Below are 16,534 nucleotides of genomic sequence, written 5' to 3'. Positions count from 1 at the left end.
ATGTGAAACAATCAGCTTTTAAATCAACAATCTGGATGCATGCCTTCTTGATTTTAGTGGCATTGGGCATGCTGATTCCATTTGTTTGGATGGTGTTGACGTCCTTTAAAACGGTGACCGAATCCACTCAGATGAATCCTTTCCACTTTTTACCAAGTAACTGGATGGTGAGCAATTATACAGAGGCTATTCGAACTAATAATTTTCCGATACTCTATCTGAACACCATTTTGATGATGTTATGGCGTATCTTTAGCTCGGTAATGTTTTCAGCCATGGCAGCTTATGCCTTTGCTCGCTTGGAATTTCCTGGGCGGAATTTCTTGTTTGGTCTGGTCCTCTTTCAAATGATGGTGCCACCTCAGTTATTCGTCATTCCTCAGTATTTGATGATTGACCAACTTGGTATGCGCAATACGATTTTTGCTCTGGTATTTCCAGGAATTGTCAGTGCCTTTGGTACATTCTTACTCCGTCAATTTTTCATGGGTCTTCCAAAAGAATTGGAGGAATCTGCAAAATTGGATGGTTGTAATATCGGGCAGACTTTCTTTAAGGTTATGCTACCTTTGGCCAAGTCTGGCTTGATTGCCTTAGCGATTTTTACGGCTTTGTTTGCTTTCAAGGATTTGTTGTGGCCATTGATTATCAACTCAGAAGCGGACAAGGCTACCCTGTCTAGCGCACTTTCTAAGATCCAGGGAGCTTACGCTGTTAACTATCCTCAGCTCATGGCTGCAAGTGTTTTGGCTATTTGGCCGATGTTGGTACTGTATGTGATATTCCAGAAGCAGTTTATCCAAGGGATTGCGACATCTGGTGGAAAATTATAGGAGGCTACAATGGGAATTATCTTTCATGAAAAGACAAAGGAATTCCATCTTTACAATGAGTTTATTAGCTATGTGTTGACGGTCTTGCCTAATGGTCATATTGGTAGTTTGTATTATGGAAAGCGTGTAACAGAAACAGCTTCCTATCAGTATGTGCGTGAAGATGAGTATCGTGCTTTGACTTCCTTTGTAGAAGACGATGACCGTTTCTTCTCACTCCAATATGCCAATCCTGAATTTGCTTGTTATGGTACAACGGACTATTTTTCTCCGACCTTTGAGTTGGTTCAGAAGGACGGCAGTAGCCTATCGCACTTTGTTTATCAAGGTCATGCGATTTATGCTGGGCGATCGGCTTTGAAGGGGCTTCCTCATCTCTATCTGGATGAGGAGGGACAGGCAGATAGTTTGGATATTTATTTGTTGGATGAAGAGTCGCAGACTCGTCTGGTCTTGTCTTATACGATTTTTCGAGATTATCCAGCGGTGACCCGCTCTGCTCGTTTTGAACAACTCGGAGAACAATCTGTCTGTTTGAACCGTGCCTTGAGTATGACACTCTGTCTGCCTGATATGGACTATGACTGGTTGCATTTGGATGGGGCTTGGGGGCGCGAGCGGCATCTGCAATTATCGCCTCTTCATCAAGGTTGTCAGTCTATTTATAGTCTCAAAGGGGCTAGTAGTGCGGAGCACAATCCCTTCATGGCTTTGAAACGACCAAATGCGGATGAGCATCAGGGAGAGGTACTGGGCTTCTCGCTCGTCTATAGCGGAAACTTTTTGGCGCAGGTGGATGTGAGTTCTTTCCAAAAGACGAGAGTGAGTATGGGAATCCATCCTGAACGTTTTTCTTGGACATTAAATGAGGGAGAAGAGTTCCAGACGCCTGAGGTCGTTATGGTTTATAGCGAGCATGGTTTGAATGGCATGAGCCAAACCTATCACCGCCTTTTCCAAAAACACCTGGTGCGTGGCTATTGGCGTGATAGAGAACGGCCTGTTCTCTTGAATAACTGGGAAGCCATGAGCTTTGATTTTGATGAGGAAAAAATTCTTTCCTTGGCCAAAGAGGCTGCAGGTCTTGGTGTTGAACTCTTTGTCATGGATGATGGTTGGTTTGGCAAGCGAAACCATGACCGAGCAGGCTTGGGAGATTGGACGGTCAACCGTGAGAAATTGCCAAGTGGCTTAACAGGGATTATTGACCAAGTTCATGCTATGGGAATGAAATTTGGACTTTGGATTGAACCAGAAATGGTCAATAAGGATAGTGATTTATACCGAGCGCATCCAGATTGGATTTTCCATCATCCTCAGCATAGTCAATCGCACGGACGCCACCAATATACCTTGGATTTGTCGAGGGAGGATGTTTATCAAAATATTCATGACCAACTCCATCGACTGTTGGCTGAGCATGACATTGATTATATCAAGTGGGATATGAATCGCTATATGACAGAGGTCTTTACATGTACACGGGAGGCGGAGCGGCAAGGCGAGACCTTCCATCGCTATATTCTCAATCTCTACCGTTTATATGATAGCCTGATAGCAGCTTTTCCGACGGTTCTGTTTGAATCTTGTTCAAGTGGTGGAGCTAGATTTGACCCGGGGATGCTCTACTATGCACCTCAAACCTGGGTTAGTGATGATACGGACGCTATGGAACGCTTGAAAATCCAATATGGGACGAGCATGGTCTATCCTTTAAATAGTATGGGTTGTCATGTGTCAGCTAGTCCAAATCAGCAGTTGGGGCGAGCTACTCCGCTAAACACACGTGCCAATGTTGCATTCTTTGGAAGTTTTGGCTATGAATTGGATTTGTTTGAGTGTAGCCAAGAAGAGTTGGAAGAGATGAAAGAACAGATTGCCTTTTACAAGGCTCACCGTGAGATTTTCCAACACGGTATCTTTACTCGTCTGAAAAGTCCATTCGATGGAGAAATAACGGCTTGGCAGGTCCAATCCTCGGATGGTCAGCAAGTCATCGTGGGCTATTATCGTCGGTTGACAACTGCTAATCTTTCCTATCAACGCTTACGCTTGCGTGGGTTGGAAGAAGATGCGGTCTATCACCTTGATGGAGAAGTTTATACTGGTAGCCAATTAATGCATACAGGTTTGTCGATTCGACATGGGGACCATGTTGGAGATAATAAGGACTTTACTTCTTATTTGATAATCCTCCAGAAACAACAGTAGCCTCCCTATCCATAGGCCCAGCTATCGGCTGGGTCTATTTTATGCAGAAAGTATATCAATAAGGGCAAGACCTCTACTTATACCCTTCGAAAATCAAAATTATCCGTTATCAACTTGCCTTGATGAACTCCAGTTCTATCTTCGGCTTCGTTTCCTAGGCTACTTTTGATTTTCATTGAGTATTAGATATAAGAATTCTTGAAAAACGAGTTGCAATGTGAGAAAATGAGAGAATAATTCTTCAATCAATTAGTGAGGGGAAGGGAGATAATGAATGAAGAAATATGCTTTTCGTGAAGGGATGTGCGATGCCATTCCCACTGTATTAGGCTATGCCAGTATTGGTCTAGCCTGCGGAGTCGTATCGGTCAATTCGGGCATTTCTACTGTGGAGATGGGGCTGATGAGCCTATTAATCTATGCCGGGAGTGCTCAATTTGTCATGTGTGCCATGATTTTTACAGGTGCGCCTTTGTTATCCATTGCAGTAACCGTTTTCTTTGTCAACCTGCGTAATTTTCTGATGTGCTTGCATGCGACAACTATTTTTCAAGGAAATCGTTTAGGGTCGAATATCTTGATAGGATCCTTTGTGACGGATGAATCCTATGCAGTTCTTTTGCGTAAGCAGATTGAGCATCATACCATTACTCCAGAATGGATGTACGGAAATAATTTTGCAAGCTACGCCTCTTGGGTTACATTCACGACTCTCGGCAATCTGATTGGTGGTCTCATTCCAAATCCTGAGCAGTTTGGATTGGACTTTGCCTTGGTTGCCATGTTTGTCGGTATTTTTGCAGGTCAGTTAGAGGCTATGGTTCGGACCATTCCGCTGAAAAAAATTGGCTTAATTCTGCTGGCAGTCGGTCTGACCTATATCGGTCTGTCTATGATGGTGTCGTCCTATGTGGCGGTGCTCTTAGCGACACTATTAGGTTGCTTTGTGGGGGTGATGATTGATGATAAAAACTAACATTTTACTGATTATTCTGATGGCGGCGCTGGTGACTTGGGTGCCACGTGTCCTACCTTTTGTACTGACGCAAAATAAATCTCTCCCTCCAAAGTTGGTGAAATTCCTCAGCTTTTTGCCAATCACTATCATTTTTGCATTGACCCTCTCCAGTATTATGGATGAGAAAGTTGGCTCCTTGCCAAGTTTTCTCCCTGTGGAAAGCTTGGCTATTCTTCCGACATTTTTTGTGGTTTTGAAAACAAAAAATATCCTTTTAGCAGTCTTGGTTGGTGTTGTTACAACCGCGGTGTTACGTTTGATATTTTAGGAGGTTTTTATGGTAAAGGAAAATGCCAAAGGTGTCGGACTTTGTTTCTTTTTGGCTTTGGCGGGTCAGTGGTTAGGTCATTTATTTCCACTTGTAGGTGGGCCTGTTTTTGCCCTTCTAATCGGGATGAGCCTGTATCCCTATTTTTCAAGTAAAAATGCATTTCAGTCAGGCTTAACCTTTACTTCCAAGAAAATTTTACAGTATGCTGTGATTTGTTTGGGATTTGGATTAAACTTATCAGCGGTCTTGGCAGTGGGTCGTCAGTCTCTTCCAATTATTCTTTCAACCATCAGTTTCGCTTTGTTTTTGGCATTTTTGATGTGGAAATGGCTACCGATTTCATCTCATCTGGCGACCTTGATTGGCGTTGGTACCTCTATTTGTGGAGGGTCAGCCATTGCGGCGACAGCTCCCATTATTCAGGCAGATGATGAGGATGTGGCACAAGCTATCTCGGTCATCTTTCTTTTTAATGTCTTGGCAGCTTTGGTCTTTCCGACTTTAGCAACGTGGCTTGGGTTTTCGACAGATTCGGGTCAGGCCTTTGGAATGTTCGCCGGAACGGCGGTCAATGATACCTCCTCTGTGACAGCAGCGGCTTCGACCTGGGATAGCTTATATGGTCTAGGCAGTCAGACCTTGGACACGGCAGTGACGGTTAAGTTAACACGAACTTTAGCCATTATCCCGATTACAACAGTCTTAGCAATTTGGCAAACCCGAGGAAAGGGTCTCAAGGCAGATAAGAAGTCCCTCCTGACAGGTTTTCCGACCTTTATCTTGTATTTTATCTTAGCTAGTCTAATCACAACGATAGCGGGTGGATTTGGTATAGGGGCAGATTGGTTTGCTCCGCTGAAGTCCCTCTCTAAATTTTTCATTTGTATGGCTATGGTGGCGATTGGTTTGCGGACAAATGTGTTTGCCTTGGTGAAAAATGGCAAAGCAGCTCTCATGGTTGGTCTGGTTTGCTGGCTGGGAGTGACTGTGTTGACACTGGTCTGGCAAGCGATTTTGGAGATCTGGTAAGGGAAATGTGAGTGGGAAAGACATTATTTCCTATTTCAAACAATTTTTGAGAAGTAAATCGCAGTACCACAGGGTTTTTGTCGCTCGGTTTTTGGTACCGTTGAACAACTCAAAACTAGTTATGGTTTGTTTAAAATGTAATTGAATTGCCTTTTAAAGTAGGCTATTTACACGATATTTGTTTTCCTTTATATAAATATGATAGATTTTCAGTAAATTTTTCAAAAAAAACTCAAAAATAACAGATTTTTTCTTGTATCTTTGAGGCATAAGGAGTATAATGGTGACGGTATTCAAGTAGAAATTTTATATACTCTGGATGAAAATATTCTGTCTACTTTAAAATAAATAATCTACTGGGTATCCTTCTGCTAAGTTTTTAAAGCAGGAGGTGTGTTTTTGTACATGGTGTTACAAGAACCAGAAATGATGGCATTCGCCAGTAAAATATAGGAGGATATCATGTCTTATAAAGATATGTTCAGAAAAGAACAACGTTTTTCTTTTCGTAAATTTAGCTTTGGTCTAGCTTCGGCAGTCATTGCAAACGTTATTTTGGGAGGAGCAATCGCAAACAGCCCAGTTGTTCATGCTAACACAGTGACAGAAGCAGAGGCAGCTGTAGCACCAGCTAACCAAGACCTTGGAAATGAGACTAAAACGGAAGAAGAACCCAAGGAACCAATCGAAGCAGTTCGCGCGGACGTAGAAAACCGTGCAGCTGAAATCTTGCCGGAGGCGCTGAATGCTAGTGTAACAAATGCACCTGCAACCATGCCGACAATTGGGGTGAACTCAGGACTTGCTGCTAAGAAGGGTGATAATCGCCAATATGAAGTTCTCCATGTTTTTGGTAATGTTGAAGGAACGACTGAATTAGAAAAAGGTGATACAGCGGCACCAGATTTTGTACCAGCAAATGCAACTAAATCCTTCCTTGTAACAGATCCAGAGGGTGATGCTGTAGCGCTTACATATGGAGTCCCAGGAAACATCACTGCATATGAAGCAGGGAATTCAGGCTCAATGGTTACTAATGGTAGCGATCCAATTTCTGTGGAAACTGGGAATATAGGAAAGGAACACAGCGGTGAACTTCTTTTTGATGCCCAAGGTCGTCTGACTGGTGAATTCCCGTATGGTCAAGGTGGTCTCTATTCACGTATCGTTAAGATGACAGATGCCAAAGGAAATGTATCATACAGTAACCCATTCTATGTTATTGCTTATACGGATAAACGAGCTGATAATACAGATTTAACAGTTGCAACGGCGTCAGACTTGACAGATGCTAAGATCTTTGGCAAGCTGACAATTGATACAACAAGTAAAGGCAGAGATGTGAACCCATCACTCACTGTTCCTACATCTGAGTACACTCGTGAAATCGTAGGCTACCGCTTAAAAGGAGAAACAGAAGAGAAAATTCTTTCGGCAACAACCCTAAATACCCTACCAGCAGGTGGAAACTACGAAATCAAAGTTAAGACAACTAACCAATACGGTCAGACAATCTATAACTGGGTACCAGTAAATGACACACGTACGAAAGAAGTTGAAAAGGTAGATACATATCTATTTAGAAATTCTCCTATCCAAACAGTTGATGGAAGCAACAAGGTTAAGATGCTAACGGTTGAGGATAAGGATGGTGTAGATAAAATTACATTCTATCAATCTCCAAATAATGTTGAGACCCCAATTAGTGGCATTGAAATTACTAAAGAAAATGGTACTACAGCGAATACAGCAGTTGCCTATGCAACAGGTACTCCAACAGAGGAGAAACTTGGTGTCTATAGACGTTCCTTTGGAGTAACAGATTCTTTAGGCAATATGGAGTTTGTAGCTGTCAATGTTGACGGAGATAAACGTCACGTTACTCGCTTGCTAGATACAAGATTTACAAACAATACAAATGTGTTGGAAAAACAAGCTGGCGAACTTCCGACAAAAGAAGAAATTCTTGCCAAAGTTGAAGTGATTACAGGTTCTGGGAACCAAGAAGTTTTAGCAGACACAACAATGTACAGTAGTGTAGAATTGGCACCAAATCAAAAAGTTCCAACTGAACCAGGCGAATATGATGTAAAAGTTCGTGTTGTAACAGCATCAAATGTATACAAGGATGTGACAGTCAAGGTTATCATTCCTAAATATTCAGATGTCTTGACAGCTAAAGCTGACGAGAATACTAGCTTGGTACCAGGAAGTGGTGCAGCAGCGACACAACCAATCACCTTCACAAAAGAGGAAGTGGTTGATGGTCAGAAGACAAACGTAGCGACGACAGCACCTGCAGGTACGGCTTATGCAGTGGAGCAAAAATTCTTATCTGAAAAACAAGCACTTGGTTATGAAATTTCAGTAAGTGAGACAGGTGAAGTCTCTGTTAAAGCCCCTGCTGGTCAAGAAGTTGATATTACTGTTCCAGTAACTGTGGCTTATCCAGATAATTCGACGGATACAGTGAATGTGTCGTTCAAGGTTAATCAAAAAGATTTGGCTCAGATAGAAGCTAAAAAGGCGATTGACGATAAGTTGGCTGAGGTAATCAAAGAGCTCGAAGCAAAACGGGATGTAGCAATTGCTGAAATTGATAATAACATTTCTTTGAGAGAAGAACAGAAACAGGCTGCTAAGGCTGCTGTTACTGCCGTTGCTGGGGATGCTTTGAAAGACTTAGACAACAAGGCGATAGAAGCTAAAGAAAAAATTGATAAAGCTACGACTGTTTCAGAAATCAATGACGCTAAGACTAATGGTGAGATTAGTCTGGACAATGCAGAAGCAGTAGGCGAAAAATCTATTGATTGGACGAAGGAACAAGAGCGAGCTAAAGCAGAAGTTGAAAACAAAGCATCCGATGCGTTGGAAAAAGTTAACAATAATCCGAACTTGTCAGAAGAAGATAAAAAAGCGTACTTTGATGACATTAACGCAATTAAAGAAACTGCAATTGAGAAGATTAATAATGCTGAAGATACTGAAGAAATTACGGCAGCAATTGACGAAGCGGAAATTGCATACAATGAAGATGTTATTAACGCAGCCCAACTTGATGCTTTGAATAAGCTTGAAAAAGATAGCGAAGAAACTAAGGCAGCTATTGATGCTAATCCAAACTTAACTCCGGAAGAGAAAGCAAAAGCTATTGCTAAGGTAGATGAGCTTGTTAATAACGCCGAATCTGACATTTTATCGCAACCTACCCCAGAAAAAGTTCAAGCAGTGGAGGATAAAGCTGACAAAGATCTTGCCAAAGTAGAACTTCAAGCAGCAGCAGACGATGCGAAGAAAGGCATTGAAGCCAATCCGAATCTGACTCCAGAAGAGAAAGATGTAGCTAAGAAGGCAGTAGAAGACGCGGTTAAGGTGGCGACAGCCGCTATTGATAAGGCGTCAACTCCAGCCGAAGTTGACACAGCGACAAGCAATGGAGTGAAGGCTATTGATGCAGAAGAGTTTAAAGCTACTCAGAAAGATGCTAAGAACAAGATTGCCAAAGAAGCAGAATCAGCTAAGAAAGCGATTGACACCAATCCAAACTTGACTCCAGAAGAGAAGGAATCAGCTAAGAAAGCAATAGATACCGATGCTCAAGCCGCGACAGCCGCTATTGATAAAGCATCAACTCCAGATGCAGTTCAAGTAGAAGAGGACAAAGGTGTAGCAGCTATCAATTTGATTACTGCTAAGGCAGATGCTAAAGGTGCCGTTGCTGCTAAGTTGGCAGATGAAATCAAAAAGCTCGAAGATAAGCAAGCAGAAGCAGAAAAAGCTATCGATGCGTCAACTATGACTAATGAGGAGAAAGCAATCGCTAAGAAGGCTCTTCAAGATGTTGTAGATAAAGGAAAAGCAGAGCTTGAAGACGCAGCTAGGGTAGCAACAAATGAGATTCATAAAGCTACTACTGCAGAAGACGCGAAAGTGGCTGCACTTGCTGGCGAAAAGAGCTTGACCGATGCGGGTAAAAAAGCTAGAGATGCAGTTGAATTGGCTAAGGATAAAGAATTAGCTAAGGAAGCAATCCGGACGGAAGAAGAAGAAGCTACTAAAGCAGTAGAGAAGCTTGCAGAAGATACGCGCAAAGCTATCGAGGAAAATCCAAACTTGTCAGATGAAGATAAGCAAGCGGAAATTAAAAAGCTAACTGACGCTGTGACAAAAACTTTAGAAACCATTCGTGACAATGCAGATAAGGCTACGCAAGAAGCAGAAAAAGCTCAAGCCCTAGCAGATCTTGAAAAAGCTAAAGAAACACAGAAAATTGCAGATAAGGCTGCGATTGATGAGTTGAATTTACTTGTGAAAGATGGTGAGCTTGAAGCTACTAAACGAGATGTTTTAAATCAGCTCGAGAAAGATGCAGCCAGAGCTAAAGAGGATATTGCAAAAAATCCAAACTTGACTAAAGAACAAGTAGACAAAGCACTTGAAGATGTTCAAAAAGATCTTGACAAGGCTAAAACTGCAATTAATGAAGCTACAACCCCAGACGCAGTTCAGACAGAAATGGATAAAGGTGTAGCTGCACTTGCTAAAGACGTTCTTGACGCAGCGAAACAAGATGCTAAGAACAAGATTGCTAAAGATGCAGCAGCCGCTAAAGAAGCTATTGACTCCAATCCGAACTTGTCAGATGAAGCTAAGGAAGCTGCTAAGAAAGCAGTAGATACAGATGCCCAAACTGCAACAGATGCTATTGATAAGGCACTAAAACCAGATGCAGTTCAAGCCGAGGAAGATAAAGGCGTAGGCGCAATCGCCAAAGATGTTCTTGACGCAGCGAAACAAGATGCTAAGAACAAGATTGCTAAAGATGCAGCAGCCGCTAAAGAAGCTATTGACTCCAATCCGAACTTGTCAGATGAAGCTAAGGAAGCTGCTAAGAAAGCAGTAGATACAGATGCCCAAACTGCAACAGATGCTATTGATAAGGCACTAAAACCAGATGCAGTTCAAGCCGAGGAAGATAAAGGCGTAGGCGCAATCGCCAAAGATGTTCTTGACGCAGCGAAACAAGATGCTAAGAACAAGATTGCCAAAGATGCAGCAGCTGCTAAAGAAGCTATTGACTCCAATCCGAACTTGTCAGAAGTGGAGAAAGACGCAGCTAAGAAAGCGGTAGATACAGAAGTAGCCAAAGCTAACGATGCTATTTCAGCTGCAACCAGCCCAGCAGATGTTCAAAAAGAAGAGGATGCAGGTGTTGCAGCCATTGCAGAAGATGTTCTCGATGCAGCGAAACAAGACGCGAAGAATAAGATTGCTAAAGAAGTAGAATCCGCTAAGTCAGCCATCGATACTAATCCAAACTTGTCAGAAGCAGAGAAAGAATCAGCTAAGAAAGCAGTGGATACAGCTGCCCAAGCTGCGACAGACGCAATTGATAAGGCATCAACTCCAGATGCAGTTCAATCTGAGGAAGATAAAGGCGTAGGCGCAATCGCCAAAGACGTTCTTGATGCAGCGAAACAAGATGCTAAGAACAAGATTGCTAAAGAAGTTGACGCCGCTAAGTCAGCTATTGACGCTAATCCAAACTTGACTCCAGAAGAGAAGGAATCAGCTAAGAAAGCAATAGATACCGATGCTCAAGCCGCGACAGCCGCTATTGATAAAGCATCAACTCCAGATGCAGTTCAAGTAGAAGAGGACAAAGGTGTAGCAGCTATCAATTTGATTACTGCTAAGGCAGATGCTAAAGGTGCCGTTGCTGCTAAGTTGGCAGATGAAATCAAAAAGCTCGAAGATAAGCAAGCAGAAGCAGAAAAAGCCATTGATGCGTCAACTATGACTGATGCGGAGAAAGCAATCGCTAAGAAGGCTCTTCAAGATGTTGTAGATAAAGGAAAAGCAGAGCTTGAAGACGCAGCTAGGGTAGCAACAAATGAGATTCATAAAGCTACTACTGCAGAAGATGCGAAAGTGGCTGCACTTGCTGGCGAAAAGAGCTTGACCGATGCGGGTAAAAAAGCTAGAGATGCAGTTGAATTGGCTAAGGATAAAGAATTAGCTAAGGAAGCAATCCGAACGGAAGAAGAAGAAGCAACTAGAATAGTAGAGAAGCTTGCAGAAGATACGCTCAAAGCTATCAAGGAAGATCCAAACTTGTCAGATGAAGATAAGCAAGCCGAAATTAAAAAGCTAACTGACGTTGTGACAAAAACTTTAGAAACCATTCATGACAATGCAACTAAGGCTACACAAGAAGCAGAAAAAACACAAGCCCTAGCAGATCTTGAAAAAGCTAAAGAAACACAGAAAATTGCAGATAAGGCTGCGATTGATGGGTTGACTTCACTTGTGAAAGATGGTGAGCTTGAAGCCGCTAAACAAGATGCTAAGAACAAGATTGCTAAAGAGGCAGAATCCGCTAAGTCAGCGATTGACTCCAATCCAAACTTGACAGACGCAGAGAAGGAATCAGCTAAGAAAGCAGTGGATACAGCTGCCCAAGCTGCGACAGACGCAATTGCTAAGGCATCAACTCCAGATGCAGTTCAATCTGAGGAAGATAAAGGCGTAGGCGCAATCGCCAAAGATGTTCTTGACGCAGCGAAACAAGATGCTAAGAACAAGATTGCCAAAGAAGTTGATGCAGCTAAAGAAGCAATTGATGCCAATCCGAACTTATCGGATGCAGAGAAAGAAGTTGCTAAGAAAGCGGTAGATACAGCTGCCCAAGCTGCGACAGACGCAGTTGCTAAGGCATCAACTCCAGATGCAGTTCAAGCCGAGGAAGATAAAGGCGTGTCAGCTATCGCTACAGATGTTCTTGACGCAGCGAAACAAGATGCTAAGAACAAGATTGCTAAAGAAGTTGACGCCGCTAAGTCAGCAATTGATGCCAATCCGAACTTATCAGATGCAGAGAAGGAATCAGCTAAGAAAGCGGTAGATGCTGATGCTAAAGCTGCGACAGAAGCAATTGATGCTTCAACAAGTCCAGTCGAAGCGCAATCGGCAGAGGACAAAGGCGTAGGCGCTATCACCAAAGATGTTCTTGACGCAGCGAAACAAGATGCTAAGAACAAGATTGGTAAAGAAGTTGATGCAGCTAAGTCAGCAATTGATGCCAATCCGAACCTGACAGATGCAGAGAAGGAAGCTTCTAAGAAAGCGGTAGATGCAGATGCTCAAGCTGCGACAGAAGCAATTGATGCCTCAACAAGTCCATCCGACGCACAATCAGCCGAGGATAAAGGCGTAGGCGCAATCGCCAAAGATGTTCTTGACGCAGCGAAACAAGATGCTAAGAACAAGATTGCTAAAGAATCCGACGCTGCTAAGTCAGCCATTGACTCCAATCCGAACTTGACAGATGCAGCTAAGGAAGCGGCTAAATCTGAAATTGATAAAGCTGTTGACGAAGTGATTGCTTTAATCAATGGTGTTAGAACTCATCAAGAGTTGGAAAAAATCAAACTTCCAATGGCAGCTCTAATTAAACCAGCTGCGAAAGTAACACCAGTGGTTGATCCAAATAACTTGACTGAAAAAGAAATTGCTCGTATCAAGGCATTCCTTAAAGAGAACAATAACCTCCCAGAAGGAACAGAGATTAATGTTTCTAAGGATGCTTCAGTGACAATTAAATATCCAGATGGAACTATTGATTTGCTATCCCCAGTAGAAGTTGTGAAGCAGGCAGATAAAACTGCTCCTACGGTCGCAAATGATGGCAAAGGTAATATTGTGATTGTACCGTCTGAAAAAGCTGTTGAGATTGTTGTTTCATACGTAGATAACAATGGTAAGCCGCAAACTGTAGTTGTTACGAAAGGTACGGATGGTTTATGGACAGCAAGTAATACAGTGGTGATTGTGGACCCTGTGACTGGGCAAGTAATCGTTCCAGGTTCTGTTGTTAAGTCAGGTACAGTTGTTACAGCATACTCTAAAGACGAGGTTGGAAATAGTTCTGATTCAGCAGAAGCTGAAGTTGTGGCAGTAGACGAAAATAATTCTGCAGCAGGAGTGAAAGTTAAATCAGTTACTACAAATGCTAATAATGTTGAGAAGAAAGCTAAGCAATTACCGAATACTGGTGAGGAAGCAAGTTCAGCAACTTCACTCGGATTAGTAGCTCTTGGACTCGGATTAGCACTTCTTGCAGCAAAGAGAAGAAGAGATGAAGAAGCTTAAGATAAGCTCTTCCTCAGAACTCTTTTGGAAGCCGCAATTTTCCTATAAGATAGTAGTATGATACTCTTTTATAGCAAGGAAATTCCCTCACTATGATTGGTAGGTATCAGTTATTATCTATCGAAACCCCAAAATCCAAAGTCATTCGACTTTGGATTTTTTTTGATACGACATGCTCGTCATACCTAAAAAACAGCCTTCTCTTGCGAGAGGCTGTTTTTATGCTTTCAATCTAAAAGTCTGCGGAGCTTTTTTCAATAAAATCCAGTAACCGATGCTAACATAGGCAATCATAGCCAGGGAAACCAGCAGGATATAGGTGTGGCTGCCTACATTGATTCGGGTGTTGAGATAGGCCACCCAGTAGAGAGCACCACTGAGAAATTTATAGACAGGATTGACCACATCCATGTCATTGGTAAAAGGCTGGAGGATATAGTAGATAAAGAGATCGTGGAAGGAAAAGAGGGCTGTCAAACTCAGTAGGAGCAGTGCGGTCAGAAGAATGGTTTCCAAGCTGAAAGCAAACCGCCCCAGTACCATGATAGCCAAAAAGAGGCAGGTCGCAAAAATCAGGTTGAGCTTGCAGGTCTGCAAAAATCGGTAGTTAAAACCAGCGATAATAGTCTTAGCTTCTCGATAGAAGGGATAGTGAAGCATGGAAATATCGCAGTTGACAAAGACCATTTGAGCGACCACCTTACCCGACGAAGCTACATACATAATCATGAAGGAAAGCGGTAGGAATTGGAGCAAGTAGGCTTCCGTAAAGGTAAACGGCTCTAAAAAGTAACGAATCCCCTCCAGAGCTGCCAGAATCACCCCTACTGCCAAGACCCAGTTCCGCACCTTCTTATAGAGGATTTTTTTGTAGCGGTCAAATAGCAGAGCGTTTAGGTAGGTCATGCCAGACAGGTGGGATAGGTCTTTTCCCTTTTCTGTGCTGAGCTCTGCCTGCATCTGCAAACCCTGGCGAGTATATTCATTGCCCTTGGTCATCTCAAAAATCTTCTTATCTATTTGCAAGGACTCGTCCATACAGTAGGAAAGATAGTCTAGGTGGTTGGTTTGTTGCTTCAAGTAGCTATAGCCCCACCAAATTAAAAGGGGTTGGATAAGTAGGATAGGGACGAGCATTCCTAGTGAGAGCTTATTACGGAAGACGATAGCTAGAACATATAAAACAAAAATAATCATGAGCCATAGCCAAGAATGCCACAAATTGCGACGGGAAAAGATACGACGTTCAAAGAGCAGACGATTGAGGGCATGGCCAGCTAGATGACCTGCCAGCACTGTCATCAAACCAATGGGAAAAACTAACCACTCCTTGGTTATCATGCAAAAAATGGTTAAGGCTGGCAGGTAGTAAATAGTGGTTAGGATAGGCTCGATAAAAAGTTGGCTTTGAAGAAAGCTGGATTGTGACAGGCTGAAATTCTGCATAAATTCTCGATCTGCTTTAGAGATAACAGGGTCTAAGCTCTTCCCCAAACGATAGCTTAGTCCGACAAACAAAAGCCAGAACATAAAGCCAAGGAGCCAAGTGTTTGGGAGAATTTTCCAAAAGGTCAGCTCCCCGTTGACTAGCATATTCATCCAGAAAGAAGCATGGTAGAAATGAAAGAGCAACCAAATTCCCTTGACCAGAAAGCGACTGGGGATGGAGAGGATGTGCAGGACCAAAAAGAGACCAGACTTAAAGCTGTAAGACTTGAAAATACTTTCTGGAATGCTCTTTCCCACAAGTGGCAGTTTCCGTAGATAGTAGAAAAATCCGTTGACTGACCGATAGAGGTTATATTTTTCCTGATACCAAGAATAACGTAATATTGTTTTCATAGGTTTCTCCTAATCTGCTGTCAGCAAGGCAACCACTTCCTGTTCGAAGTCAGGGTCGTGAAGTTTGTCGCTCGGAACTGCTTGCAATTCTTGGTGATGGAGCAAAACAATCTCATCACAGAGGTCTTGAGCCAGTTGTAAGATATGGGTGGAAAATATAATGACGGAATCCTTTTTGGCTTCCCGAATTAGCTGCTTAAACTCGTGGGCAGCCACAGGGTCAAAGGAAGTCAGCGGCTCATCTAAGAGAAGGACAGGTGGCTGGACAATCAAAGACAGAAGCAACTGGACCTTGTTCTGCATACCGTGTGAAAAATCCTTGAGCAGGCGATGCTGGTCTTCTTCTCCAATACCGACCAAGTTTAGCCATTCTTCTGGACTGCGAGGAGATTTGAGTTTATCCTTGTGAATGTCCATATAGAATCGGACAAACTCGTAGGCAGTCATAAAAGCAGGTAATTGTGGATAGGTCTGGGTAAAACCGATGTCTGTATTATCGTAGTCAAATGTTTCTTCGCCTTTTACAAACTGAATCGAGCCACTATCCAAGGTCAGATTTCGGGCAATGCAGTTAAACAAGGTTGTTTTACCAGCCCCGTTCCGTCCTAGCAAGCCGTAAATCTTGCCTTGTTCAAATTGAAAACTAGCATCCTCCAGAATAATCTTGTGGTCAAATTTTTTGGAAATAGAAGAAAGTTTCAGTTGCATAGCCAATCTCCTTTTGTTATATTGTTATGTAATTATCATACAACAATAAACAAAAAAATTCAAGCACGCTTTGCTTGAATTTTTCAGTCATTAAATAATTAGTAGTGTACTACTCAAAGGAAATCGAGCTCAGACTAGCTCCAAAGGTTCGGGGAACCTTTGGAGGTTGGAGATAAGGCGAACAAAGTTTGCTACAAAAAGGTTCGGGGAACCTTTGGAGGTCGGAGATAAGGCGAACAAAGTTCGCTACAAAAAGGTTCGGGGAACCTTTGGAGGTTGGAGATAAGGCGAACAAAGTTCGCTACAAAAAGGTTTGGGGAACCTTTGGAGGTTGGAGATAGGGCGAACGTAGTTCGTGACACCAGATGTAGATAGAACGCTGCTACCTTTTATTTTCGGGTAGCAGGCTGTAAAGCTCCACTGGAGCTTTACACTCATCAAATCAAGTCAACAACGTCTGAGTTTGAT

General features: G+C 42.7%; 8 protein-coding genes. 6 read left to right on the top strand and 2 right to left on the bottom strand.

The window, feature by feature from the left end:
• Window positions 1-2: 2 nt before the first annotated feature.
• From ODU39_RS04985 to ODU39_RS04960, 6 genes are all read left to right on the top strand, one after another.
• The gene (locus ODU39_RS04985) at window positions 3-833 is read left to right on the top strand and encodes a carbohydrate ABC transporter permease (protein ID WP_024403304.1); all 831 of its coding nucleotides are present in this window, start codon (window positions 3-5) and stop codon (window positions 831-833) included.
• Window positions 834-842: 9 nt separating this feature from the next.
• Window positions 843-3,044: an alpha-galactosidase gene (locus ODU39_RS04980; protein ID WP_398580029.1), complete on the top strand. Its 2,202-nt coding sequence runs from the start codon at window positions 843-845 to the stop codon at window positions 3,042-3,044.
• 274 nt (window positions 3,045-3,318) lie between these two features.
• Window positions 3,319-4,020 (top strand): AzlC family ABC transporter permease, encoded by a 702-nt coding sequence (locus ODU39_RS04975; RefSeq protein ID WP_398580028.1) that lies wholly within the window; start codon window positions 3,319-3,321, stop codon window positions 4,018-4,020.
• Window positions 4,007-4,330: an AzlD domain-containing protein gene (locus ODU39_RS04970; protein ID WP_024403301.1), complete on the top strand. Its 324-nt coding sequence runs from the start codon at window positions 4,007-4,009 to the stop codon at window positions 4,328-4,330. Before ODU39_RS04975 ends, ODU39_RS04970 begins: the two co-directional genes overlap by 14 nt.
• A 9-nt stretch (window positions 4,331-4,339) precedes the next feature.
• Window positions 4,340-5,362: a YeiH family protein gene (locus ODU39_RS04965; RefSeq protein ID WP_398580027.1), complete on the top strand. Its 1,023-nt coding sequence runs from the start codon at window positions 4,340-4,342 to the stop codon at window positions 5,360-5,362.
• A gap of 462 nt (window positions 5,363-5,824) precedes the next feature.
• On the top strand, window positions 5,825-13,516 hold the full coding sequence (locus ODU39_RS04960; protein ID WP_398581416.1) for a DUF1542 domain-containing protein: 7,692 nt from the start codon (window positions 5,825-5,827) through the stop codon (window positions 13,514-13,516).
• A gap of 219 nt (window positions 13,517-13,735) precedes the next feature.
• Here the strand turns inward: ODU39_RS04960 and ODU39_RS04955 are convergent, their stop codons facing one another.
• Complete coding sequence (locus ODU39_RS04955; RefSeq protein WP_398580025.1) at window positions 13,736-15,358, bottom strand: hypothetical protein; 1,623 nt, start codon at window positions 15,356-15,358, stop codon at window positions 13,736-13,738.
• 9 nt (window positions 15,359-15,367) lie between these two features.
• Window positions 15,368-16,066 (bottom strand): ATP-binding cassette domain-containing protein, encoded by a 699-nt coding sequence (locus ODU39_RS04950; RefSeq protein ID WP_105242949.1) that lies wholly within the window; start codon window positions 16,064-16,066, stop codon window positions 15,368-15,370.
• Window positions 16,067-16,534 lie beyond the last annotated feature (468 nt).

Source organism: Streptococcus sp. 2021WUSS126, from assembly GCF_044427255.1.
In the GTDB taxonomy this organism is placed as follows: domain Bacteria; phylum Bacillota; class Bacilli; order Lactobacillales; family Streptococcaceae; genus Streptococcus; species Streptococcus hashimotonensis.
Note: the sequence above shows the minus strand (reverse complement) of the source record. Positions and strands in the feature narration are given on the sequence as shown.

Bases quoted from the DNA above. Each gene is read 5' to 3' on its own strand.
- ODU39_RS04980 (WP_398580029.1), top strand. From the start codon at position 843: ATGGGAATTATCTTTCATGAAAAGACAAAGGAATTCCATCTTTACAAT.
- ODU39_RS04975 (WP_398580028.1), top strand. From the start codon at position 3,319: ATGAAGAAATATGCTTTTCGTGAAGGGATGTGCGATGCCATTCCCACT.
- ODU39_RS04970 (WP_024403301.1), top strand. From the start codon at position 4,007: ATGATAAAAACTAACATTTTACTGATTATTCTGATGGCGGCGCTGGTG.
- ODU39_RS04965 (WP_398580027.1), top strand. From the start codon at position 4,340: ATGGTAAAGGAAAATGCCAAAGGTGTCGGACTTTGTTTCTTTTTGGCT.
- ODU39_RS04960 (WP_398581416.1), top strand. From the start codon at position 5,825: ATGTCTTATAAAGATATGTTCAGAAAAGAACAACGTTTTTCTTTTCGT.
- ODU39_RS04955 (WP_398580025.1), bottom strand. From the start codon at position 15,358: ATGAAAACAATATTACGTTATTCTTGGTATCAGGAAAAATATAACCTC.
- ODU39_RS04950 (WP_105242949.1), bottom strand. From the start codon at position 16,066: ATGCAACTGAAACTTTCTTCTATTTCCAAAAAATTTGACCACAAGATT.